The following is a 20,874-nucleotide window of genomic DNA, read 5'->3' as shown; positions in this document are numbered from 1 at the left end:
CTGCTGCTATTATAAAATGCGATTGTTAAAGTTTTGTTTGCGCGCGTTCCGTTTGAGAAAATGGCGAAAAAAGCGGGAGCGGCGTTTTGGCCGCGCCCGCCCCGTATGGTCAGCCCGCATCCTGAGCGGCGTCGAACTGGGCGCGGTACAGCTCGCTGTAATAGCCTCCCCGGCGCATCAGCTCGTCGTGGGTGCCGCATTCTGCTACCGTGCCCTCACGCAGCACGGCGATGACGTCCGCGTTTCGGATGGTGGACAGCCGGTGTGCGATGACAAAGCAGGTGCGTCCTTCCATCAGCCGAAGCATGGCGGCCTGGATACGGCGTTCGGTGCGGGTGTCCACATTGGAGGTCGCTTCGTCCAGAATGAGCATCGGCGCGTCCAGCAGCATGGCCCGTGCGATGGTGAGCAGCTGGCGCTGGCCCTTGGAGATGCTGTTGCCGCCGTCCCGCAGCACGGTGTCGTAGCCCTGGGGCAGCGCTTCTATAAAGCGGTCGATCTTGGCGGCCCGCGCTGCAGCGCGCACCTGCTCCAGCGTCACACCCTCCTTGCCGTAGGCAAGGTTTTCGTATACGGTGCCCGAAAACAGCCAGGTGTCCTGCAGCACCATGGAATAGGCGCGGCGCAGGCTGGCGCGGGTGAGGGAAAGGATCTCCTGTCCGTCCACGGTGATGGAACCGGAATCTGCATCGTAAAAGCGCATCAGCAGGTTGATGACAGTGGTTTTGCCCGCGCCCGTCGGCCCCACTATGGCAACCACCTGGCCGGGCTGTGCGGCCAGCGTGAAGCCGTCCAGCACCGGCGCGCCGCCGTAGCCGAAGCGCACGCCGCGCAGTGCCACTGCGCCGCGCACACCGGAAAGCTCCCGTGCGCCGGGAGCATCCGGGGCCTCCTCTGCTTCATCCAGCAGCTGGAACACGCGCTCGGCGGCAGCCAGCGCGGACTGCAGCTCGCTGATGATGTTGGCAAATTCGTTGATGGGACCGGAAAATTTGCGGGAATACAATACGAAAGAGGACACACTGCCCAGGCTGATGCCGCCCGCCATGTACAGCAGCGCGCCGAACAGGCTCACCAGTGCCAGAGACAAATTATTGATGAAGTTGACGCCCGGCCCAGTAGAACTGGAAAAGGCGTCCGCCTCATAGTTGGCGTCGCAGGCGAGGCGGTTCTTTTCCTCAAAACGGGAAAGAAACACCTCCTCCCGGCCATAGGCCTTGATGGTTTTCAGCCCGCCCGTCATTTCCTCGGCAAAGCCGTTCAAAGCGCCCAGACCGGCAGAGCGGCGGCGGTACAGCGGCCGCACCCGTTTGGAACGGTGTCGTGTAAACATCACGGAAATGGGAATGGTCACAACGAAAATAAGGATCAGCTGAGGAGAGATGGAGAGCATCATTCCAAAGGAACCGGCCACGGTGATGACGCTGGTGAGCATCTGTACCAGGTCGTTGGAAAGGGAGGCGTTGATGGTATCCACGTCGTAGGAGAGCACGCTCAATACGTCGCCGATGGCATGCGTATCGAAAAAGCGCACAGGCAGGCGCATCAAATGGTCATAGATGTCCTTGCGCATGCGGTAAACAACGTTGCGGCTCAGCCGCACCATCAGCGTGGCCAGCACATAGCTCAGCGCCGCTGCGGCAAAATAAAACACAAGCATCCGTTTTGCATAGTGGAAAACCGTGGTGAAGTCCACTCGGCCCGGCCCGGGGCGGATGGCGTCGATGGCGTAGCCCGAAAGCTTCGGGCCTGCCAAAGCAAGCAGATTGCCGGTAAGGCTGAGCGCCACTGCGGCGGCCAGCAGCCATTTGTAATGGTACAGATAGCGCCACAGGCGCCTGAGAATGGCTTTTGCTCCCGCGCGGGGCTTCTCGAAGGCCATGCTCGGCCCGCCGCCCATTCCTTTGCTGCGTGCCATTTATTCCCCCTCCCCCATTTGGACCTGCGCGATCTCGCGGTAGCTTTCGCAGGAGCGCAGCAGCTCGCTGTGCGTGCCGAGGCCTGCGGCGCGGCCGTCCTCCAGAACAAGGATACGGTCCGCGTTCTGGATGGAGCTGACGCGCTGGGCCACGATGATCTTTGTGGTATCCGCAAAGTCGCGCGCCAGCGCGCGGCGCAGCGCAGCGTCCGTCTTGTAGTCCAGCGCGCTGGAGCTGTCGTCCAACAGCAGGATCTCCGGGTCAGCCGCAAGGGCGCGGGCCAGCAGCACGCGCTGTTTCTGCCCGCCGCTCAGGTTGGCGCCTTTTGCGGCCAATTGAGCGGAAAAACCGCCCTTACGCTGTGCAATGAAATCCGCCTGCGCCGTGCGTGCCGCCGCAGCAGTCTGCTCCGGGGAAATTCCCCGCCCGAAGTCGATGTTTTCACCGATTTCATCCGCGTAGAGAAAGTCGTTCTGAAACACCACGCCGAACTTGCTGTGCAGCACCTCGGGCGGAATGGAACGAACGTCGCGTCCGTTCAGCCGTACCGCGCCGCTGTCTGGGTCGTAAAAACGCAGCAGCAGCCAGAGAATGGTGGTTTTTCCGCTGCCCGTCGGCCCAATGATGCCCAGCGTCTGGCCCCGTTTCAGAGAAAAGCTGACGTCTGAAAGCGTGTCTTTCACCTTGTCATAGGAAAAGGAGACATGGTCAAAGCGGAGGAACGCGTCCTCCTGCACCGGAGGAATGTTCTGGGGCGCAAGGTCCGCGGGCGCGGCCAGCACCTCGGCAATGCGCCGTCCGCTGGCCGCGCCCTTGGAGTACATAACAAACAGGCGGGAGACCATCATCAGCGCGTTGAGGATGATGGTGAAGTAGCTCAAAAATGCGATGATGGAGCCGGGCTGTGCAAGTCCTGCGTTTACGCGGTATGCGCCCAGCACGATGACCACCGTGAGCCCTGCATTGAGCAGAAGGTTCATAGCAGGGTTCGTTACGTTCATCAAAAAGCCGGCGCGCTGGTCGCAGTTCACCGCACGGGCGTTGGCTTCGTCAAAGCGGGCGCGCTCATAGTCTCCCTTGGACAGCGCGTGGATGACGCGGATGCCCGCCATGCTCTCCTGCGCGCGCCGTACCAGGGCGTCCAGTGCAAGCTGTGTACGGGTATAAAGCCGTATGCCCCGTGTGGAAACGAACCACACCACAAGCCCCAGCAGAGGCAGTGTTGCAATGAGCACCAGTGTGAGCACCGGCTCCAGCGAAAGCGTCAGCGCGATACCGCCCACCAGCAGGATGGGCGCACGCACACCCAGGCGCTGCATCCTGTCCACCATCTGGTGTACGTTGTAGGTATCGCTCGTCAGGCGGGAGATGAGGGAGGGCGTGGTGAATGCATCCTCCTGTGCGCAGGATAGCTGCATCACCCGTGCAAACAGGTCGTGCCGCAGCCGCCGCGTCACATCCCGGGAAGTGGAGCAAGCCAGTCGGTTGGCGATTACGTTGCCGCCCAGCGCCGCCGCTGCGCAGAGCACCATAAGCCCGCCCCAGAAAAGGATGCCGCCCAGCGCTCCGGCGGGAACAGCCTTATCCAAAATAATAGAGAGCATCCACGGCAAAAGAAGCTCGGCAACGGTGCCGAAAAACTTGATGAGCAGCCCCACGCTCATAATGCCCAGACGGGGGCGCAGATAATGCAGAACTGTTTTCATTGAATGTCCTCCGCGCGGCGGGCCAGGCGCTCCAGAAGTGACTCCAACCGGTCGCGTTCTTCCGAAGTCAGGTCATAAAACAGCTTTTCCCGCCAGGACCGGTATACGGCCCGTACGGCGGAAAGTGTTTCCTCGGCCTTCTGCGTGGGATAAACCTCCACCGCGCGGCGGTCGCTTTCACTGCGGCGCCGTAGGACGAAGCCGTTTTCCTCCAGCATGGCCAGCTGGCGCGTTACGTTGCTGCGGTTCACGTGCAGGCGCAGAGCCAGTTGATCCTGCGTAATGCCCGGCGCGGCGCAGATTTCCGGAATATAAGGCGCCTGCCAGCCGCTCAGCCCGCAGTCTGCAAGGTGAGCGTCCCGGTACAGTGCGGCACACCGGGAGATGGTATTGATGTTGCGCATCAAATGCTGCTTCATAAAAACCTCCTTCGCAGAAAACGCGCGGCAAAGGCGCAAAATGGTGAACTGCTGCGCGCGCATTCGTTGCGCACGCAACAATATGGGCCGAACGACGCCCCGCCGTCCGAATGGGGAAAGCGGGGCGTATGCTTATAACAATAACAGTATACAGAGTGGGCGAAAAAAATGCAACCGGGAAAAGCAGTTCACTCTGCCATAAGGGAAGCGATCAATGCATCACGCAGCGCGTCCAGTTGGGCCAGAGAATCGTCCTTCAGCGCGGACTTCAGCGTGACCACAGGCTCCAAGATCTCCATGCTCTTCATTTCTTCCAGAAGGGCGCGCATCTGCCGGGCGCAGGACGGTGCCCAGGAGCCGTTTTCCATCAGGGCAACGGTGCGGTTTTGCAGGTTGAGCGCCTTCATGTCGTGCAGCAGATTCAGCATGGCGGGGTAGACCCCATTGTTATAGGTGGGCGCGGCAAGGACCAGGTGGCTGCAGCGGAACACCTCGGCGATCATCGTGGAGACATGTGTGCTGGAAACATCATAGACGGCGATGTTTTTTACACCGGCCTCCGCCAAGCGGGAGGTAAGGATATTTACGGCATTTTCCGTATCGCCGTACATGGAACCGTAGAATACGGCCACGGAGCGTTCCTCCGGTGTATAGGTGCTCCAATGCCGGTATTTGTCCAGCAGCCTGTCCAACCCGGAGCGCCAAACGGGCCCGTGCAGCGGGCACACCATGCGGATCTCCACGCCCGAAAGCTTGTTCAGTGCGGCCTGGACCTGCGGGCCGTATTTGCCCACGATATTGCCGTAGTAGCGCCGCGTATCCGCCATCCAGCCGCACTCAAAGTCGATCTCGTCGTCGAACAGGTGGCCGTTCAGTGCGCCGAAGCTGCCGAAGGCGTCGGCGGAAAAAAGGATATGCTCGTGCTCTTCATAAGTCATCATCACTTCGGGCCAGTGGACCATCGGTGTAAACACAAAGCGCAGCGTATGCGCACCAAGGCTGAGCGTATCGTTTTCCACCACAGTGATGATGCGGCCCTCCAGGTCGAAGTCATAGAACTGGCGCATCAGAGTAAAGGTTTTGGCGTTTCCCACGACTTTCAGCTCGGGAAAGCGCAGCAGCAGTTCCTCAATGTTGGCGCAATGGTCCGGCTCCATATGGTTGACGACAAGATAGTCCAGATGCCGTCCGGCGAGCGTATGCATGATGTTTTCCAGAAACTGGCGCGAGATGGAGGCATCCACCGTGTCGATAAGCGCGGTTTTTTCATCCAGGATCAGATAGGAATTGTACGTGACCCCGCGTGGGATGGGGAACAGATTTTCAAAAAGGGAAAGGCGGCGGTCATTGCCGCCGACCCAGGTAACGGCGTCGCTGACAGCGCGTGTGCAGTACATGAGAGACAGCTCCTTTCTTGATAAAAACAGGCCCTCCGCACAGCGGCAGGCCGCCCCGCGGAGGGAGGAGGACCTGTATGCGGAGTGCTCTGCATGCAGGTTCGATCCGGGCGGCAGAGGTTAGCAAAAGCTAATAGAATCATAGCATATTTTGCCCCGAATTACAAGAAAATGCCTCTGCACATGCATGAAAAAGCGAACCGTGCTGCCGCGGCATACCGGTCAGTCCGACAGAGTGCGCCCGTCTGTGGAGATAACTGCTACACGCCAGGGAATGAATTTGCCGCTCTGCTGCAATGCGCGCTTGACGGCGTTTTCAATGCCGCCGCAGCAGGGAACCTCCATGCGCGCCACGGTCACGCTCTGGATATCGTTTTCACGCAGGATGGCGGTGAGCTTTTCCGCGTAGTCGCCCTCATCCAGCTTGGGGCATCCGATGAGCGTTACGCGGCCGCGGATGAAATCCTCGTGAAACGCACCGTAGGCGTACGCGGTGCAGTCCGCCGCGATGAGCAGTCGTGCGCCTTGAAAATAAGGCGCGTTCACCGGAGCAAGCTTGATTTGGACCGGCCACTGGGACAGCGCGCTGGCGGTACGGGGGACGGCGCTGTCCGCCGGGGCGGCTTCACGCCGGATGCTGCGGGCACCGCTGCCGGGGCATCCGCAGGGCTGCGGGGCGGCGTTCTGCGCTTTGGCGGCCATGACGGCCGCATGGTCATAGGCGGGAGCTTCGCGTTCTTCAAAGCGGATCGCGCCTGTGGGGCAGGCGGGCAGGCAGTCGCCCAGGCCGTCGCAGTAATCCTCGCGCAGCAGCCGCGCCTTGCCATCTATCATGCCGATGGCACCCTCATGGCAGGCGGCGGCACACAGGCCGCAGCCGTTGCATTTTTCTTCGTCAATGTGGATGATCCGTCTTTTCATGTCATTTTCCTCCCGGTTCATTTGCCGGCCGGGGCGCGTGGCTGCACACGCACGGCCTTTGCTGCTGTAAGCATACCGCGTCCACAAGAAACAGTATGTTGTTTTTACAACGAAATCCATATTTTTGCAGATACAAATAAAAAGCGCTCCGTGCACCGTGCGCAACAAAAAAGGCCGATGCTATTCCGCGCTTGTGGTGAAAAAACAAGAGCGGCGCGGTTCTCATTGCGTCGCTCTTGCTGGCTCTACGGTGCGCCAAGGGGATAGGGGAGCGCGCCTGTGACCGTTTGCTTTGGGAAAAATATTCTTCTCCGTTTTTGCAGCTCTGCTGCAAATAGGCTTCGGACCCTGCCAATATCGGCATAACCGTGCTCCCGATCGGTTCTCCGTTTTTTAAGAGGAGTGGCCTGTATCACTTTTTGGCAAAACGGTTCATAAAAAAATCTGTGAAAGCGGCGAGCGCTTCGGTCTGTGACACATATACATAGAGACTCTCGTCTTCCAACCAGTCGCAGGCATTGATACCGATGTAGCTTTTTCTGTCAGGGTAGATAATAAAGGCATCGGTGGGGTACTTGTTCCGATAGGCTTTCAGAATTTCAGAACGGCGGTAATAGGTAGGTGCACCGCACCCAGAGAGAGCCGGTACGGTGGGAAGCGCCACGATCGTCTGCTCTGCCTCATTCCAACCGACGATCAAATTCCCTACTTTTGTTTTACTGCCGTGGACAAACCCGTAATTGAACCGCGACACATCCTCTGTGTAGGCGAAAATCAGTTGATAGTCGGCTCCGTTTTCTACCGCTTGGTTGAACAGCAGACGCATTTTTTCGGCGTTTGCATTGCTCTTTTCCATGTCGATTTCAGGCCCCTTAAATAATTTGCTGAAAAAACCCATAACCATTCTCCTTGCTTGTAAAACAATTTTGTTTTATCACCACAGCGTTTCTGCTGTCATGAATAAAGGGGGACATACGCTTGGTGGACTGGCCAAGCCCTCCATAAGCTCTTGCCGCTGGAATCCTTGCATGGCTGTTCCAATCGCCAGCCGCACAGGCCAGAGGTTCTGGAAAGTGCGATACTTCCATGTGCGAATTTTCAGTCTCAGAGATATATAAAACTACAGCAGCCAAAACTGAAATAAATACAAATTCTATAATTTGTATTTATTTTGCTCAAAAAACTATCCGGATGTGCGGCATTAAAGCATACAATCCGGATAAATCTATGCGATGCATACCATCATCGGCAGAAGTTTTCTTTCTTTAAAGGCTCCAGGAAGTCCACGATGGCCTTGATTTGAAATGCGACTGTTTCATCAGCCGCTTCGGGAACAAACAGCGGCATTGTTTCCGGGATCGCTCTGCGGACAATCATGGCCATCAGGCTTATATTTGTAAACAAACCAACTCTCGCACAATCTGCCCCGATCCCAAAACACTCTAAAATATTGCCGAACAAACGGATCTGCTTTTCCCGAAAGGTCCGATAGGCTTCGTGCGACAAACGGCGAAAGAGCATTTGCTGCTCTTCAATGGTCAAAATCAGGATCCCATTTTTTTCACCGTAGCAGCAGGCGCAAAGAAATTGTGTGACAGCCTCTCGCCAACTCAAAGAGGGAGCATCCATCAATTTCTGTGCGTATACAAGAACCCTTGGCTGCTGGAGGTAAAGTGCCTCTATGATGAGGGACTCTTTTGTGGGAAAAAAAGAATAGAAGAATGTGCGAGAGATTCCTACCGCCTTGTAGATTTGTTCCACAGTCGTATGCTGTATTCCCTGTTTCGCCAGGAGCTCAAGGCCTTTGGTGAGCAGCGCCTCTCGCACTTGCGCCTTTTCCGCTTCAGAATAAGCGACCTTTGGCATTTTATCCTCCTAAAAATAAAAACAAATGCATAAACTTGTTTTTATTTTACCATATGCAATCGAAAAAAACAATTCAGAGTTTTTTGAAACAAAGAAGAAGCCGGAGCTAAAAGTAGAAGAGGCTCAGCCGATGCCGCCGCAAATGATGCTTAAAATGAATACCAACACGGCCAGCCCTACGTAAAGGTACCGCGCCGTGGGCAGGAACGCCCGGCACAGCGCTTTTTTGCGGCCCAGCACAAGCTCTTCTCCGATGCGTTTGCCGCCCAGCACCCAGTAGATGATGAACGCGCACAGCAGCGCTCCGAAGGGCACGACATAAATGGTGATGGCGTCCATCCATTTGCCCAGGTACGGCTCAAATTCAATAAACGCGCCCGCCGCAAAGGCCAACGCGCCCACCAGTACAACGGCGGCTTTGCGCGGCAGCTTTAGATGTGTCGTCACTGCCTCGGCGCACACCTCAAACATGTTGATGAGGCTGGTGATACCGGCAAAAATAACAGAGAGGAAGAACAGCACGGCAATGAAGCGCCCGCCCGGCATCTGTGCGAATACCTTGGGCAGCGTGATGAAAATAAGCGGAGGGCCTGACGCAGGGTCCATGCCGAAAGCGAACACCGCGGGAAGGATGGCAAAGCCGGCCAGCAGAGCCGCGCAGGTGTCCAGCAGCGCCGTCTGCATGGCGGCGCGGGGGATGTCCTCTTTCTTGGAGAGGTAGCTGCCGTAGATGATCATGCCCGAGCCGGTGATGGACAGAGAGAAAAACGCCTGTCCCATGGCCATGACCCATGTCATCGGGTCCAGCAGCTTTTCCCACTGGGGAATCAGCAGATAGCGGTAGCCCTCGGCAGCGCCGGGCAAAAAACCCACATAAACAGCCACAACGAGAAACAGCACGAAGAAAGCGGGCATGATGATGCGGTTCACCTTTTCAATTCCCTGCAGCACGCCGCGCGCCAGGACCAGCACCGTGACGAGCACCACCACGCCGTGCCACAGCAGGCTGCCGAACGGCCCGGTGATCTGCCCGAAATATTCCTCGGATCCCACGGCAAACAGTGAACCGGAGACGGCTCCCCAGCAGTAACGCACCACCCATCCCACAATGACGGCGTATCCGATGGCGATGCCCAGCGAACCCAGCAAAGGGATGGCGCCCAGCACGCCGCCGCCTTTTTTGCCGCGGCTGCGCAGCGCGTAAGCGTAGGAGCCGATGGGCCCCGTGCCCGTCAGACGGCCGAAGGCGAATTCGCCGGAAAGGCCCACCCATCCGAAAAGGGCAACAAAGCCGAAATAAATCAGCAGGAACGCCGCGCCGCCGTACTGGCCCACGCGGTAAGGGAACATCCAGATGTTGCCCATGCCCACGGCGGAGCCGACAGAGGCAAGGACGAAGCCGATGCGGTTTTTGAAATTGGCAGGTTGGTTCTGCTGCATGAGAAAGCGTTCCTTTCAGCCGCTGCGGAGCTGCGCCCTGCGGCAGTGTGATGTCATTCAGTATATCATAAAACAGGATGCTTCCCAAGCCTTTTTTGTGTTTTTACCGGCATGAGCGGTGTAAAAAAGGCCGCTGCATTTGCAGCGGCCCGTAAAAACCAAATGGGAAATCTTCAAAGCGCGTGGTTACGCAGGCTGTTTTTCCGCGCGGCGGCGTGCAGCCTTACGCTGGAAGAACTTGACGCATTCCACAATGGGGATCACACACACGGCCAGAGCCATGGCAACAGCATATTCCGGCGCGCTGATGTGCGTAAAGCCGAACGCGCCCGAAATGCCGGGCAGGTAGATGACGCCGGTCGTCAGCACAAGGCTGAGCAGCATGGCGCCCCACAGCACCTTGTTGTGAGAGCCGAGCGTGAACACGCTGCCGCGCTGGCTGCGCATGTTGAAGCTGTGGAAGATCTCGGCCATGCTCATGGTGAGAAAGGCCATCGTCACACCGTCGGGGCTGGCGGCGATCTCCCATACGCCGGATTCCATCCAGTGGCCGATAAAGTAGGCGGCCAGCGTTACGCAGGTGACCATAAAGCCCTGATACGCCACGTCTACGCCCAGCCCGCCGGAGAAGATACCGTCTGTGGACGGGCGCGGCTTGCGGTGCATCAAATCCGGCTCGCCCTTTTCAAGGCCCAGGGCCAGAGCGGGGAAGCAGTCGGTGATGAGGTTGATCCACAGCAGGTGCACGGGCTCCAGGATAACAAAGCCCATGAGCGTGGCAAAGAACACGCTCAGCACCTCGCTCATATTGGAGCCCAGCAGGAACTGGATGGCCTTGCGGATGTTGTCGTAAATGCGGCGCCCTTCCTCCACGGCGTTGACGATTGTGGCGAAGTTGTCGTCGGCCAGCACCATATCGGCCACGTTCTTTGTAACATCCGTGCCGGTGATGCCCATGCCGATGCCGATATCCGCGCTCTTGATGCTGGGCGCGTCGTTGACGCCGTCGCCCGTCATGGCTGTAACAAAGCCGTTTTTGCGCCATGCGTTGACGATGCGCACCTTGTGCTCGGGCTGCACGCGGGCATACACGCTGTAACGGCCGATCACTTCCGCAAACCGGTCGTCGGAGATGTCGTTCAGCTCCGCGCCTGTGATGGCTTCATCCGCTGTTTCGATGATGCCGAGCTGCTTGGCGATGGCGATGGCGGTATCCTTGTGGTCGCCTGTGATCATGATGGGACGGATGCCGGCTTGGCGGCACTCTGTAATGGCGTCCTTTACCTCGGGGCGGATCGGGTCGATCATGCCCGTCAGGCCCAGGAAGGTCAGGTCATGCTCCAGCGTGTCCGGCTCGAAATCCAGCGGAAGCTGGGGCCATTCGCGGCTGGCCGCGCACAGCACGCGCAGCGCTTTGTCGGCCATCTGCTTGTTCTGGCGCAGGATCTCGGCGCGGGCTTCCTCCGTCATGGGCAGTATCTTACCATCCTTGGCGTAAGAGGTACAGCGGCTGAGCACCACGTCGGGCGCGCCCTTTGTGTATTGGATATATGCGCCGTTGTTTTCGTGCACGGTGCTCATCATTTTGCGGCCGCTGTCAAAAGGAGCCTCGCCCACACGGGGCTGGGCCGCCTCCAGCGTGCCCTTGGGCAGGCCGACGCCGGTGGCGTAATTTACCAGCGCGCATTCGGTGGGCTCGCCCTCAGCGTCGCCGTTTTCGCCGGGCTTGGCGTCGCTGCACAAAGACATCGCGCGGGCCAGGGGATCTTCTTCACCCACGTGCTCCACAACCGTCATCTTGTTCTGCGTCAGCGTACCGGTTTTGTCCGAGCAGATGACCTGTGCGCAGCCCAGCGTCTCCACAGCCGTAAGGCGGCGGATGACGGCATTGCGCTTGGACATGTTCGTTACGCCGATGGAGAGTACGATGGTAACGACGGTGGCAAGGCCCTCGGGGATGGCCGCGACGGCAAGACTGACCGCTACCATGAACGTACTGATGATGACGTCGAGGTGGAAATCGCCCGCCTTGATAAGGCTGAAGGCGAAGATGAATACGCAGATGCCGAGCACCAGCCAGCTCAGGATCTTACTGAGCTGCGCCAGCTTTTTCTGCAGCGGAGTCTGTCCCTCTTCGGCCTGCGCCAGCGCGCCTGCAATCTTGCCCATCTCGGTGTCCATACCGGTGCCCGTGATGAGGACACGTCCGCGGCCGTATACTACGGTGCTGCCCATATAGGCCATGTTTTTGCGGTCGCCCAGGGGGACGTCCTTGCCGTCGTCGAGGCCCAGTGCGGAAACGACTTTGTTCACGGGTACGCTTTCGCCCGTGAGCGCGGCTTCCTCGATCTTCAGGCTGGCGCTCTCCAGAATGCGGCCGTCTGCGGGCACGGCGTCGCCGGCTTCCAGAACGACAACGTCGCCCGGCACCAGCTCCTCGCTTTTCAGCGAGACCTGTTTGCCGCCGCGGATCACCTTACTGGTGGCGGCCGTCATTTCCTGCAGCGCCTCAATGGCTTTTTCCGCCTTGCTCTCCTGATACACGCCGAGCACGGCGTTGATGAGCACGACGATAAGGATGATGAACACATCCGCAAAGCTTTCGCCCGAATAAGCCGCCGTTACACCGGACACTGCCGCCGCAACAAGCAGGATAATGATCATAGGGTCGCTCAGCTGCTGCAGAAAGCGCTGCAGCGTTGTGACCTTTTTTCCTTCGGCCAGCTTGTTGGGGCCTTTTTCGGCCAGCCGCCTGGCGGCTTCCGCGTCGGTAAGGCCGTCCGGGGTGCTCTTCAGTTCGGCAAGCGCCCGGCCGGCCTCGTCACAATAAAACTTCAACACACAACATCCTTTCTCGTTTCAAGGGTTTCCCAATTTGGTGTTTCTATGAAAAAACAGCAAGCTGTTTTTCATCCGCGGAACATGCGCCGAGCGCCCGGCATGGGGGAACAACGCAAAAAAGCCACGCACAATACCAGACCCCGGCAAAATGCAGGGGCGGCCTGTGGGGCATATCCCTGTCCGTCAAGAGGCCTGGATAAGAAAAAAGACCCACGTGCGGCTTGGCGCCACACATGAGTCTCGCTCTTACTTTTAAGCCAGGTCCGTGTGCGGGCCATGCTGTTGACTTAAAACCGCCCCGGCGGGGGCGTGAACTACTCCCTCATGGAGAAAAGAAAAAGTTTCCTTTGTTCAATATTATACACCAGCTTTCGCCGCTTGCAAGTCCCTGTTTGTAAAGGAAACGTTAACAAAAGACATTTTCCGCACGTTTTCCGCCGGAAAACTCAGGCTTCGTGCGCGGTGGGAAATATTTGAAATTGAACGCATGCAGTGTTATGATAGCATCAACGATCAAGGAGGCAAACATATGATCTATACAGTTACATTCAATCCGGCCATCGACTATGTGGTGCAGCTGGAGCACCTGACGCAAGGAACTGTGAACCGGACCGGCGATGAGGCGGTCTATTGCGGCGGCAAGGGGATCAACGTCTCCACGGTGCTGACGAACCTGGGCATAGAAAATGTGGCGCTGGGCTTTTTGGCGGGCTTCACAGGCGATGCCGTTGAAAACGCGCTGCAAAGAAAAGGGCTGCGCACGGATTTTATCCGTCTGCAAAACGGGATGACCCGCATCAATGTGAAAATTCGCGGCGCCTGCGAGACGGAGATCAACGGCAAAGGGCCGGACATAGGCCCGGCGGCGCTGGCGCTGCTGTACAAAAAGCTGGACGCCGTCACGGACGGCGATGACCTTGTTCTGGCGGGCAGTATTCCCGCGGGTATGCCGGGCGATATCTATGAGAAGATCATGGCCGCGCTGCAGGAAAAGAAGGTGCGCGTCACAGTGGATGCCACGGGGGATCTTCTGCTGAATGTTCTGAAGTACCGCCCGTTCCTTATCAAGCCAAACCAGCACGAGTTGGGCGAGCTGTTCGGCCGCACACTGAAAACCGGGGATGATATCCGTGCATGCGCCGCAAAGCTGCAGGACAAGGGCGCGCGCAACGTGCTCGTTTCTCTGGCGGGCGACGGTGCGATCCTGCTGGACGAAACGGGTCAGTTCCAGGAGATCGGCGTTCCGCGGGGCACGGTGCGCAATGCAGTGGGTGCGGGCGATTCCATGGTGGCGGGCTTTTTGGCCGGTTACCTCAAGCTGGGCACCTATTCCTACGCTCTGCGCATGGGCGCGGCCGCGGGCAGCGCGACGGCGTTTTCCGATGAGCTGGCCACAAAGGAAGAAATATTGAAGCTGCTGAATACCTTTTAAGCGGAATACCGGGAAAGGGAAGAGGAACATGTTGCTGCAAGGCGTAGGCGTCTCCCCTGGTGTCGGCATCGGCCGGGCCGTGGTTATTGCGGAGGGGAGCCTTGATTACACACAGGTCCATTTCGCGGGCGTGCAGCAGGAAAAAGCACGCCTGCGCACGGCCGTGCAGGCATTTGCACAGCGGACGCAGGCTATGGCGGACGCGCTGCGCGCGCGCCTGGACGGACAAGAGGCGGACATCCTCGCCAGTCAGATTCTGATGGCAAACGATCCGGCTCTGCTTGCGCAGACAGACAGCCGCATTGAAGCGGGCGAATGCGCGGAGGCCGCTTTGGACGCAGTGTGTGCGTCATACATCCAGCTGTTTGCCGCGGCAGGCGACGAATTGCTGGCGCAGCGTGCCGCGGACATAGAGGATATCCGCGCCCGCCTGCTGGCGATTTTGCTGGGGCGCAGTGAAGCGTCCATCCCGGACGTGCCTCCGGGCACCGTGCTGGTCGCATGGGATCTCACGCCTTCCATGACCGTGAGCGTGAACCGGGAAAATGTTGCCGCTTTTGTGGCGGAATGCGGCGGCATGACGAGCCATGCCGCCATTCTGGCGCGTGCGTTGGGCCTTCCCGCCGTACTGGGAGCCGCGGGGGCCGCGTCTGTGCTGCGGAGCGGGGAGGATGTCGTCGTGGACGGCGGGCAGGGCGCGGTGATCGTATCTCCAAGCGGGGCGGAGCTGGCGCGGTACCGGAAAAAACAGGAGGAGGAGAAAAGACAGGCGGAGGCGCTGCAGGCGTACCGCGCGGGCCCGGCGGTGAGCGCCCGCGGCCAAAGGTACGCGCTGTACGCCAATATCGGCGGCGTGTGGCAGACCGCTGCGGCGGATGAAGCCGGGGCGGAAGGAGTCGGGCTGCTGCGGACGGAATTTCTGTTTATGGGACGTACATCCTTGCCCACGGAGGAGGAGCAGTACGAAGCTTATGCATCGGTGTCCCGCGCTATGGGGGACAGGCCCGCGGTTGTCCGTACGTTGGATATCGGCGGCGACAAGGCGCTGCCGTATCTGGGACAGGAAAAGGAGGAGAATCCTTACCTGGGCCGCCGGGGCATCCGCTACTGCCTTGCCCGGCCTGAGGTGTTCCGCACGCAGCTTCGGGCGCTGCTGCGCGCGGGGGCGGAGCGTGGGAACATCAGGCTCATGCTGCCAATGGTGACGGGCGTACAGGAGCTGCGCGCTGCACGGACGATGCTGGAGCAGGAAAAGCAGGCGCTTTCCGCGAGGGGCGTTGCATTTGACGGGGCGATTTCTCTGGGCGTGATGATCGAAACGCCGGCCGCCGCCGTCATTGCGGATCTGCTGGCGAAGGAGGCGGATTTTTTCAGTATTGGTACCAACGACCTGGTGCAGTACATTTTAGCCGCGGACCGGGGCAATGCAGACATTGCGGAGCTATATGCACCCTGCCATCCGGCGGTGCTGCGCAGCATTCGGGATGTGATCGCCGCGGGCCGTGCGGCAGATGTGCCGGTGTGCATGTGCGGCGAAGCTGCAGCAGACCCGTGTCTTATTCCTCTGTGGATGGCGTTTGGCCTGGATTCTTTCAGTGCTGGGCCCTCCGCTCTGCCGGAAGTGCGCCGGACTGTTTCACGCTGGACGGAGGAAGAAGCGCTTTGCACGGCGAAGGAGGCACTGGCCTGTCCGGATGCGGATGCTGTGCGGGCGCTGCTGGCCGCGCGCCGCAGATAGCAGCAAAGCGGCGGGGAGCAGGATTTGCACAAATTGCGGAAATCCCGTTCCCACATGCCATTCTTGCGGTTTTGCGCCTGCCCGCTTGACGGGGCGGGCGTTTTTTTCTACACTGGAATACAAAAAGACGGGCGCCGCGCCAAAAGCGCCGCACCCATAGCTGCGGGTCGGGAAAGGCCTGCGGCATTACTTTGCCTGGAGGATGTTTTATGAATGCTTTGCGGCAAAACAAGGCGGCCTGCGCATATCCGGCCATGCTGCTCAATGGTGTGTGCGCCAGCAGCGGCGGAGTGGTGATGGCGCTTTTGCAGGAACGGTACGGCCTGAGCTACCAGTGGAGCGGCCTGCTGCTGGCCATGCTGAGCGTGGGCAACCTTGCGGCGGGCTTTGCCGCGGGCATGCTGCCCGCGCACTGGGGCCAGCGGCGCACCGTTCTTATGCTGGCGGGCGGTGCGGCGCTGGGTTACGGCGCAATGATCCTCACGGGAAGCCCGTGGGCGCTGCTGGCCGCTTTCACATTGGTGGGCGTGGCCAAGGGCACAACGCTGAACACCAGCAGCGCGCTTATCGCGGCGCATGCACGGGAGCGCACGAAATGCATGAATCTCATCCATGCATGCTTTGCCACGGGGTCGCTGCTGTGCCCGCTGTTTATTGCGGCGCTGGGTATGGGCGGGCTGCCCTGGTGGGCGCCCATGGCAGGCCTTGCACTGTGCGGCGCGGCGCTGTGGGGCGTGTTCGCGTTGGCGGGTCTGCCGGGCCGCACAGGAGACGGCGCGCGTGTCAAAAACGACTGGTCTTTTCTGCGTTCGCCCCGTTTTTGGGTGCTGACCGGGCTTGTCTTTTTTCAAAACTGCACGGAGATCAGCGTCACGGGCTGGATGGTGACATATTTCAAGGATGTGGGCATCCTCTCGGGCCCGGCGGGCCAGATGACCGTTACGGTCATCTGGGGCGCAATGCTGGCCGGGCGTCTGTGCATCGCATTTGTTTTCCCGGTAAAAAACAGCTTCCGCACCCTTTCTCTGATGTCCGCATGCTGCGTAGGCACCTATATCCTGCTTCTCGTGGCAAAAACGCCCGCATCTGCGCTGATCTGCCTGTTCCTGTTCGGCCTGGCCATTGCAGGCGTGAACCCGACGGCTGTCGCGGCGGGGAATGCGCTCTCCGGCGCGGGCCTCGGCGTGATGCTTCCCGCAGCGGGCGTGGGCGCGGTTTTAATGCCGTATATCACAGGCGCGGTGGCGCAGCGGTTCGGCATCTGGGCAGGCATGCTGTGCACGGTGTTTGCGCTGATGGGCATGACGGCATGCGCCGTTGCGCTGCACCGCAGAAACGATATGAAATAAACGTGCCGCACCGGCGCTTGAAAAACGGCGGTTGCCGCCGGATGCAAAACGCGCGCCCCCGCCGCAAGGGCCGGGGGCGCGCTGCTGTATTCGTGGAAAGAGCGGTGCGGCGTTCACACGCTGCCGCCCTGCGGCAGAGGCTCGGTGCCGAAATAGGCGCAGATCGCCTCGTAATAGATACGTGCGGCGCGGGCGCATCCGGCCTCTCCCGTCCAGTTTTCCACATCGCTGTAATTGGTCAGAAAACACTGCTCCACCAGCACGGCGGGGCAGTAGGGCCTTTCCACGATGCCGAAGCTCTTTTGCTCGCGTATCTTGGTGTCGGTGCTGTCCACGATGCGTTTGCTCTTTCCGTTGTAATAGGCGAAACGAATGCCGTTTTCTCCGCGCAGGCGGTGCCCGGCGCCGCCCATTTTCTGCGCGATGCATTGGGCAAAGCGCATGGATTCTTCCGAGTAGGTGCGCCCGGGCGGCGTGGGGAAGCATTCAAAGCCGTGGGACTGTCCCGTGCTTTCGTCGCTGTTGGCATGAACGCTCAGAAGCAGGGAAGCGCCGGCGTCGGTCGCGGCCTGTGCACGCTCCTTGATGGAGCGGTCCTCGCCGTTGGGGCGCGTGCGCACAGGCGCATAGTTGGAGTCCTGCTCCAGAAGCGTATAGAGGGCGTTTACCGTCTGTTCGCATACTTCCAGTTCTTTGATGATCGCCTCCGCACCGGTGTCGAAGCCGCCGTGTCCGGCATCCAGCGCCACGGTGTAGGGCGGCTGGGTCTGCAGCAGATACGGCCGGTCCGGGTCGCCCGTGAGTTGGGGCGGTGAAGGCGATGCAGGCGCCGGGCTGCGGGGCGTGCCCGAAAAACCGGCAGGCTCGCTGAGCACCGTGTGCATGCATGCGGCCATCAGCAGGCCGGCAAGGCATACCGCTCCAAGGCAAAGCGCGCGCCTGCCGCGGGTGTGCAGGCTGTATACGCCGCCCTGCCTCGCAGAGCGCGGGCCGCGGCCTCCGGAAGCGCGTGCGGGCCCGCTCATGCGGCAGGCGCGGCAGGCGGCGCGCCAAGTTCTGAAAGTGTGCCGAAGGTATACCCCATCTCTTCCCACCGTGTCAGCAATTCATCCAGAATTGCCGCATTGGTGGCGCTGGTGGAATGCAGGAGCACGATCGCGCCGTCGTGGGTACGGGGCATCAGTTTGTCAAAAGCGGCCTCCCGCGAAGGCTGTGCATCCTGTTTCCAGTCCACATAGGCGAGGCTCCAGAAAATGGTTTTGTAGCCCAGTTCCTGCGCCCAGGTAAGGTTTTCATCGCTGAATTTGCCTTCGGGCGGTCGATAGAAAAGCGGCAGGGGCGTTCCTGTCGTTTCCTGGAACAGCGCGGCAAGATCATTCAGCTCTTTTTTGAAAGAGGCTTCATCTTTTTGGGACATGTTCGGGTGGTGATAGGTGTGGTTGCCTACCGTATGGCCTTCGGCGACCATCCGCTTGATCAGGTCCGGGTTTTCCTTGATATAGCTGCCTACTACAAAGAAGGTGCCGGGGGCGTTGTGCTTTTTCAGCGCGTCAAGAATGGGTGCGGTATTGCCGTTCTCATACCCTGCATCGAACGTCAGATACAGCCGCTTCTGCTCCGCGTCTCCGCAGTAAAAAGCATCGAAGGGGCGCAGCTTTTCGGCTGAGAGGTTGGGAACGGGCGGTTCGTTTTCCGTCTGAAACGAAAGGCCCCATTCATAAGAAGCAGCAGCCACAGCCGCGGGTTCTGCCTCCGCCCGCGGCCAGCCGAGCCCCAGCAGAACGCCGCCCGCCGCCGCAGCGCACAGCACGGCAGCCAGTACGCGGTGGGCCGCTTTTTTCGGGATGCATAGATACATCTTTGTTCACCTGCCTTGTGGTGCAATCATATGCGGGCGCAAAAAGAAAAATGTAACGGCGGACAGATTTTGTTCGCCGTGCACACCCTGTGACGGAAAAGAATGAGCCGCCGAATATTTTGCAGAGCGCTGCGCCCCGTGGAGAGGCATACACGAGAAAATACAGCGCTTCGGTTGACAAGTGAAAACGCCGGTGCTACGATAAATCCATATCTATTATGCGAGGTGGAAGAGGTGCGGCATTCGGTACGGCACATGGCGCTTTTGTTCCACAGAAAGGAAAGAAACATGGAAATCAAATACACGCAGACAGAAAAAGCACCCGCGGCCATCGGCCCGTACTCGCAGGCGGTGTCTGTCGGGAATCTGCTGTTCACTTCCGGCCAGATCCCCATTGATCCGGCCACGGGCGAGATCGCGGGTGCGACCATCGAGGAACAGGCGCGCCAGAGCGTCGCCAATGTCGGGGCGATTCTGGAAGCCAACGGCACTTCGTTTGACAAAGTGGTGAAAACGACCTGTTTCCTGGCGGACATGAGCGACTTTGCGGCTTTCAACGCTGTGTATGCTGAGGCGTTCGTGTCACGTCCCGCACGGTCCTGTGTGGCGGTGAAGACACTGCCTAAGAATGTCCTGTGCGAGATCGAAGCGATCGCGGCACTGTAAAGCATATAAGCTTTATGTCAATAGGGGCAAAATAAGGGAAACACCCGGCAGACCGTTTCGGCTGCCGGGTGTTCTGCATTTTATAATATATGCGGCCGCTCCGTTTCCGTCTGGAGCAGGGCGCGCAGTGTTTTGCGCACATGCTCCAGGTCGGGGTCGCACAGCAGCGGCAGAAGCTCCGTCACCTGCTGCGCCGGAAGGTCCCACCAGCGAAACTGCAGCAAAAGCCCGGTCAGCTCTGCGTCAAAGCGGTGCTTGAGCAGCCTTGCGGGATTGCCGCCCACGACGGTGTAAGGGTCTACGTTCCGCGTCACAACGGAATAAGCCGCAACAATGGCGCCGTCACCGATTTTTACGCCCGGCATGACGGTGCATTCCCGCCCCAGCCATACATCGCTGCCCACAACGGTATCGCCCTTGAATGGGAGCTGGGACAGGTGCGGCGGCGTACTTTCAGCCCATGCGCCGCCGAATACATTGAATGGGTAAGTGGTGACGCTGCACATCCGGTGGTTCGCGCTGCCCATAATGAAGCGCGCGCCGCTCGCAATGCAGCAGAACTTCCCGATGATGAGTCTGTCGCCGAATTCGGGCCAGTTGAACAGCACGTTGTTCTTTTCAAAATCCGCAGGTGCAGCGGGGTCGTCGTAATAAGTATAATCGCCGACAAAGATGTTGGGGGCGGTGATCACGTTTTTTAAAAAGCATGAAGTGCCGTATTCGTTGGGAAAGACTGTGTCAGGGTTGGGGATGCGATTCATATATCATTCTCCTGTCTATTCAATATCACCTCCGGACGTATTTTTTAATGCGGCAGAAACCGCCCTCTTTTTTCGTATCTCTTTCATAATGCACCACTGATATCAGGTGAAAGCTGCTTGCCTTGCAGCCGCGAACAACATTTATTATAACTGCGACAGAGGTTGAAGGCAAGCGTAGACGTCCCGCCTTTTGTATTCGGGAAAAATATTTGGTACAGCAAAAAAGCTTTTGCTGTGACAGCGCCTATATGCTACAATATTTTAGACATAAAAGATATTATTCCCCAAAGGAATTTGCTTGTGGTATGGATATCTATTTAACGCTGTACAGGAAAAAACGGTGAGCCGCCGCAATCATCAAAAGGAGTGTAGAGAATGCAGGAAATGATCAGCCAGAAGGTGCGGACGCTTTCGCCGGAGATCGACCCGCTGCGCATGGGTATGGGGCAGACGGAGGCCGACCTGGAAAAACCGCAGGTAATGGTGGAGAGCACGTTTGGCGACAGCCATCCCGGCAGCGCGCACCTGCTGTGTTTGGTGGAAGCCGCCGCTGCGGGAGTA

16 protein-coding genes and 1 pseudogene are annotated in these 20,874 nt (G+C 59.0%); 5 read left to right on the top strand and 12 right to left on the bottom strand.

Features of this window, described 5'->3' with window-relative positions:
• Window positions 1-109 precede the first annotated feature (109 nt).
• The 9 genes from TQ39_RS02045 to TQ39_RS02005 all read right to left on the bottom strand — a co-directional run bounded on the left by TQ39_RS02045 (window position 110) and on the right by TQ39_RS02005 (window position 12,506).
• Window positions 110-1,918 carry an ABC transporter ATP-binding protein gene (locus tag TQ39_RS02045; RefSeq protein WP_082052086.1) on the bottom strand — a complete coding sequence of 603 codons (1,809 nt, stop codon included), beginning with the start codon at window positions 1,916-1,918 and terminating at the stop codon, window positions 110-112.
• Complete coding sequence (locus tag TQ39_RS02040) at window positions 1,919-3,625, bottom strand: ABC transporter ATP-binding protein (protein ID WP_050004389.1); 1,707 nt, start codon at window positions 3,623-3,625, stop codon at window positions 1,919-1,921.
• Window positions 3,622-4,044, bottom strand: coding sequence for a MarR family winged helix-turn-helix transcriptional regulator (locus tag TQ39_RS02035; RefSeq protein WP_009325931.1), 423 nt, complete (start codon window positions 4,042-4,044; stop codon window positions 3,622-3,624). The genes TQ39_RS02040 and TQ39_RS02035 overlap by 4 nt, the downstream gene beginning before the upstream one ends.
• A 188-nt stretch (window positions 4,045-4,232) precedes the next feature.
• The gene (locus TQ39_RS02030; RefSeq protein ID WP_050004388.1) at window positions 4,233-5,441 is read right to left on the bottom strand and encodes an FprA family A-type flavoprotein; all 1,209 of its coding nucleotides are present in this window, start codon (window positions 5,439-5,441) and stop codon (window positions 4,233-4,235) included.
• A gap of 222 nt (window positions 5,442-5,663) precedes the next feature.
• Window positions 5,664-6,362 carry an ATP-binding protein gene (locus TQ39_RS02025; protein ID WP_050004551.1) on the bottom strand — a complete coding sequence of 233 codons (699 nt, stop codon included), beginning with the start codon at window positions 6,360-6,362 and terminating at the stop codon, window positions 5,664-5,666.
• Between the two features lie 412 nt (window positions 6,363-6,774).
• A complete protein-coding gene (locus TQ39_RS02020) occupies window positions 6,775-7,260 on the bottom strand; it encodes a hypothetical protein (RefSeq protein ID WP_050004387.1) in 486 nt (161 codons plus the stop codon).
• A 344-nt stretch (window positions 7,261-7,604) separates the two neighbouring features.
• Entirely contained in the window at window positions 7,605-8,228 is a 624-nt protein-coding gene (locus TQ39_RS02015) for a TetR/AcrR family transcriptional regulator (protein WP_050004386.1), read from the bottom strand.
• A 123-nt stretch (window positions 8,229-8,351) separates the two neighbouring features.
• A complete protein-coding gene (locus TQ39_RS02010) occupies window positions 8,352-9,668 on the bottom strand; it encodes a sodium-dependent transporter (protein WP_050004385.1) in 1,317 nt (438 codons plus the stop codon).
• Window positions 9,669-9,854: 186 nt separating this feature from the next.
• Window positions 9,855-12,506 carry a cation-translocating P-type ATPase gene (locus tag TQ39_RS02005; RefSeq protein WP_420865171.1) on the bottom strand — a complete coding sequence of 884 codons (2,652 nt, stop codon included), beginning with the start codon at window positions 12,504-12,506 and terminating at the stop codon, window positions 9,855-9,857.
• A 532-nt stretch (window positions 12,507-13,038) separates the two neighbouring features.
• Here TQ39_RS02005 and pfkB point away from each other — a divergent pair.
• The 3 genes from pfkB (at window position 13,039) to TQ39_RS01985 (ending at window position 17,028) form a co-directional block, all read left to right on the top strand.
• Window positions 13,039-13,941, top strand: coding sequence for a 1-phosphofructokinase (pfkB, locus tag TQ39_RS02000; protein ID WP_009325922.1), 903 nt, complete (start codon window positions 13,039-13,041; stop codon window positions 13,939-13,941).
• Between the two features lie 28 nt (window positions 13,942-13,969).
• Entirely contained in the window at window positions 13,970-15,679 is a 1,710-nt protein-coding gene (gene ptsP / locus TQ39_RS01995; protein ID WP_050004383.1) for a phosphoenolpyruvate--protein phosphotransferase, read from the top strand.
• Between the two features lie 209 nt (window positions 15,680-15,888).
• Window positions 15,889-17,028: an MFS transporter gene (locus TQ39_RS01985; RefSeq protein WP_050004381.1), complete on the top strand. Its 1,140-nt coding sequence runs from the start codon at window positions 15,889-15,891 to the stop codon at window positions 17,026-17,028.
• Window positions 17,029-17,141: 113 nt separating this feature from the next.
• Here TQ39_RS01985 and TQ39_RS01980 read toward each other — a convergent pair whose 3' ends face one another.
• Together TQ39_RS01980 and TQ39_RS01975 are read right to left on the bottom strand one after the other, a co-directional pair.
• Window positions 17,142-18,053 carry an N-acetylmuramoyl-L-alanine amidase family protein gene (locus TQ39_RS01980; protein ID WP_050004380.1) on the bottom strand — a complete coding sequence of 304 codons (912 nt, stop codon included), beginning with the start codon at window positions 18,051-18,053 and terminating at the stop codon, window positions 17,142-17,144.
• Window positions 18,050-18,886 (bottom strand): polysaccharide deacetylase family protein, encoded by an 837-nt coding sequence (locus TQ39_RS01975; RefSeq protein WP_050004379.1) that lies wholly within the window; start codon window positions 18,884-18,886, stop codon window positions 18,050-18,052. The genes TQ39_RS01980 and TQ39_RS01975 overlap by 4 nt, the downstream gene beginning before the upstream one ends.
• A 288-nt stretch (window positions 18,887-19,174) precedes the next feature.
• On the opposite strand from TQ39_RS01975, the gene TQ39_RS01970 reads away from it, so the two are divergent.
• A complete protein-coding gene (locus tag TQ39_RS01970; protein ID WP_009325917.1) occupies window positions 19,175-19,552 on the top strand; it encodes a RidA family protein in 378 nt (125 codons plus the stop codon).
• An 80-nt stretch (window positions 19,553-19,632) separates the two neighbouring features.
• On the opposite strand, the gene TQ39_RS01965 is transcribed toward TQ39_RS01970, so the two are convergent.
• A complete protein-coding gene (locus TQ39_RS01965) occupies window positions 19,633-20,313 on the bottom strand; it encodes a CatB-related O-acetyltransferase (protein ID WP_050004378.1) in 681 nt (226 codons plus the stop codon).
• Between the two features lie 384 nt (window positions 20,314-20,697).
• On the opposite strand from TQ39_RS01965, the pseudogene TQ39_RS01960 reads away from it, so the two are divergent.
• Window positions 20,698-20,874 (top strand): annotated as a pseudogene (locus TQ39_RS01960) (dihydroxy-acid dehydratase); the annotation flags it as partial.

The sequence above is a fragment of the Ruthenibacterium lactatiformans genome (assembly GCF_000949455.1).
GTDB lineage: Bacteria > Bacillota > Clostridia > Oscillospirales > Ruminococcaceae > Ruthenibacterium > Ruthenibacterium lactatiformans.
The sequence above is the reverse complement of the archived record's forward strand: the minus strand, read 5'-3'. Positions and strand labels throughout refer to the sequence as shown.

Bases quoted from the DNA above. Each gene is read 5' to 3' on its own strand.
- TQ39_RS02045 (WP_082052086.1), bottom strand. From the start codon at position 1,918: ATGGCACGCAGCAAAGGAATGGGCGGCGGGCCGAGCATGGCCTTCGAG.
- TQ39_RS02040 (WP_050004389.1), bottom strand. From the start codon at position 3,625: ATGAAAACAGTTCTGCATTATCTGCGCCCCCGTCTGGGCATTATGAGC.
- TQ39_RS02035 (WP_009325931.1), bottom strand. From the start codon at position 4,044: ATGAAGCAGCATTTGATGCGCAACATCAATACCATCTCCCGGTGTGCC.
- TQ39_RS02030 (WP_050004388.1), bottom strand. From the start codon at position 5,441: ATGTACTGCACACGCGCTGTCAGCGACGCCGTTACCTGGGTCGGCGGC.
- TQ39_RS02025 (WP_050004551.1), bottom strand. From the start codon at position 6,362: ATGAAAAGACGGATCATCCACATTGACGAAGAAAAATGCAACGGCTGC.
- TQ39_RS02020 (WP_050004387.1), bottom strand. From the start codon at position 7,260: ATGGGTTTTTTCAGCAAATTATTTAAGGGGCCTGAAATCGACATGGAA.
- TQ39_RS02015 (WP_050004386.1), bottom strand. From the start codon at position 8,228: ATGCCAAAGGTCGCTTATTCTGAAGCGGAAAAGGCGCAAGTGCGAGAG.
- TQ39_RS02010 (WP_050004385.1), bottom strand. From the start codon at position 9,668: ATGCAGCAGAACCAACCTGCCAATTTCAAAAACCGCATCGGCTTCGTC.
- pfkB (WP_009325922.1), top strand. From the start codon at position 13,039: ATGATCTATACAGTTACATTCAATCCGGCCATCGACTATGTGGTGCAG.
- ptsP (WP_050004383.1), top strand. From the start codon at position 13,970: ATGTTGCTGCAAGGCGTAGGCGTCTCCCCTGGTGTCGGCATCGGCCGG.
- TQ39_RS01985 (WP_050004381.1), top strand. From the start codon at position 15,889: ATGAATGCTTTGCGGCAAAACAAGGCGGCCTGCGCATATCCGGCCATG.
- TQ39_RS01980 (WP_050004380.1), bottom strand. From the start codon at position 18,053: ATGAGCGGGCCCGCACGCGCTTCCGGAGGCCGCGGCCCGCGCTCTGCG.
- TQ39_RS01975 (WP_050004379.1), bottom strand. From the start codon at position 18,886: ATGTATCTATGCATCCCGAAAAAAGCGGCCCACCGCGTACTGGCTGCC.
- TQ39_RS01970 (WP_009325917.1), top strand. From the start codon at position 19,175: ATGGAAATCAAATACACGCAGACAGAAAAAGCACCCGCGGCCATCGGC.
- TQ39_RS01965 (WP_050004378.1), bottom strand. From the start codon at position 20,313: ATGAATCGCATCCCCAACCCTGACACAGTCTTTCCCAACGAATACGGC.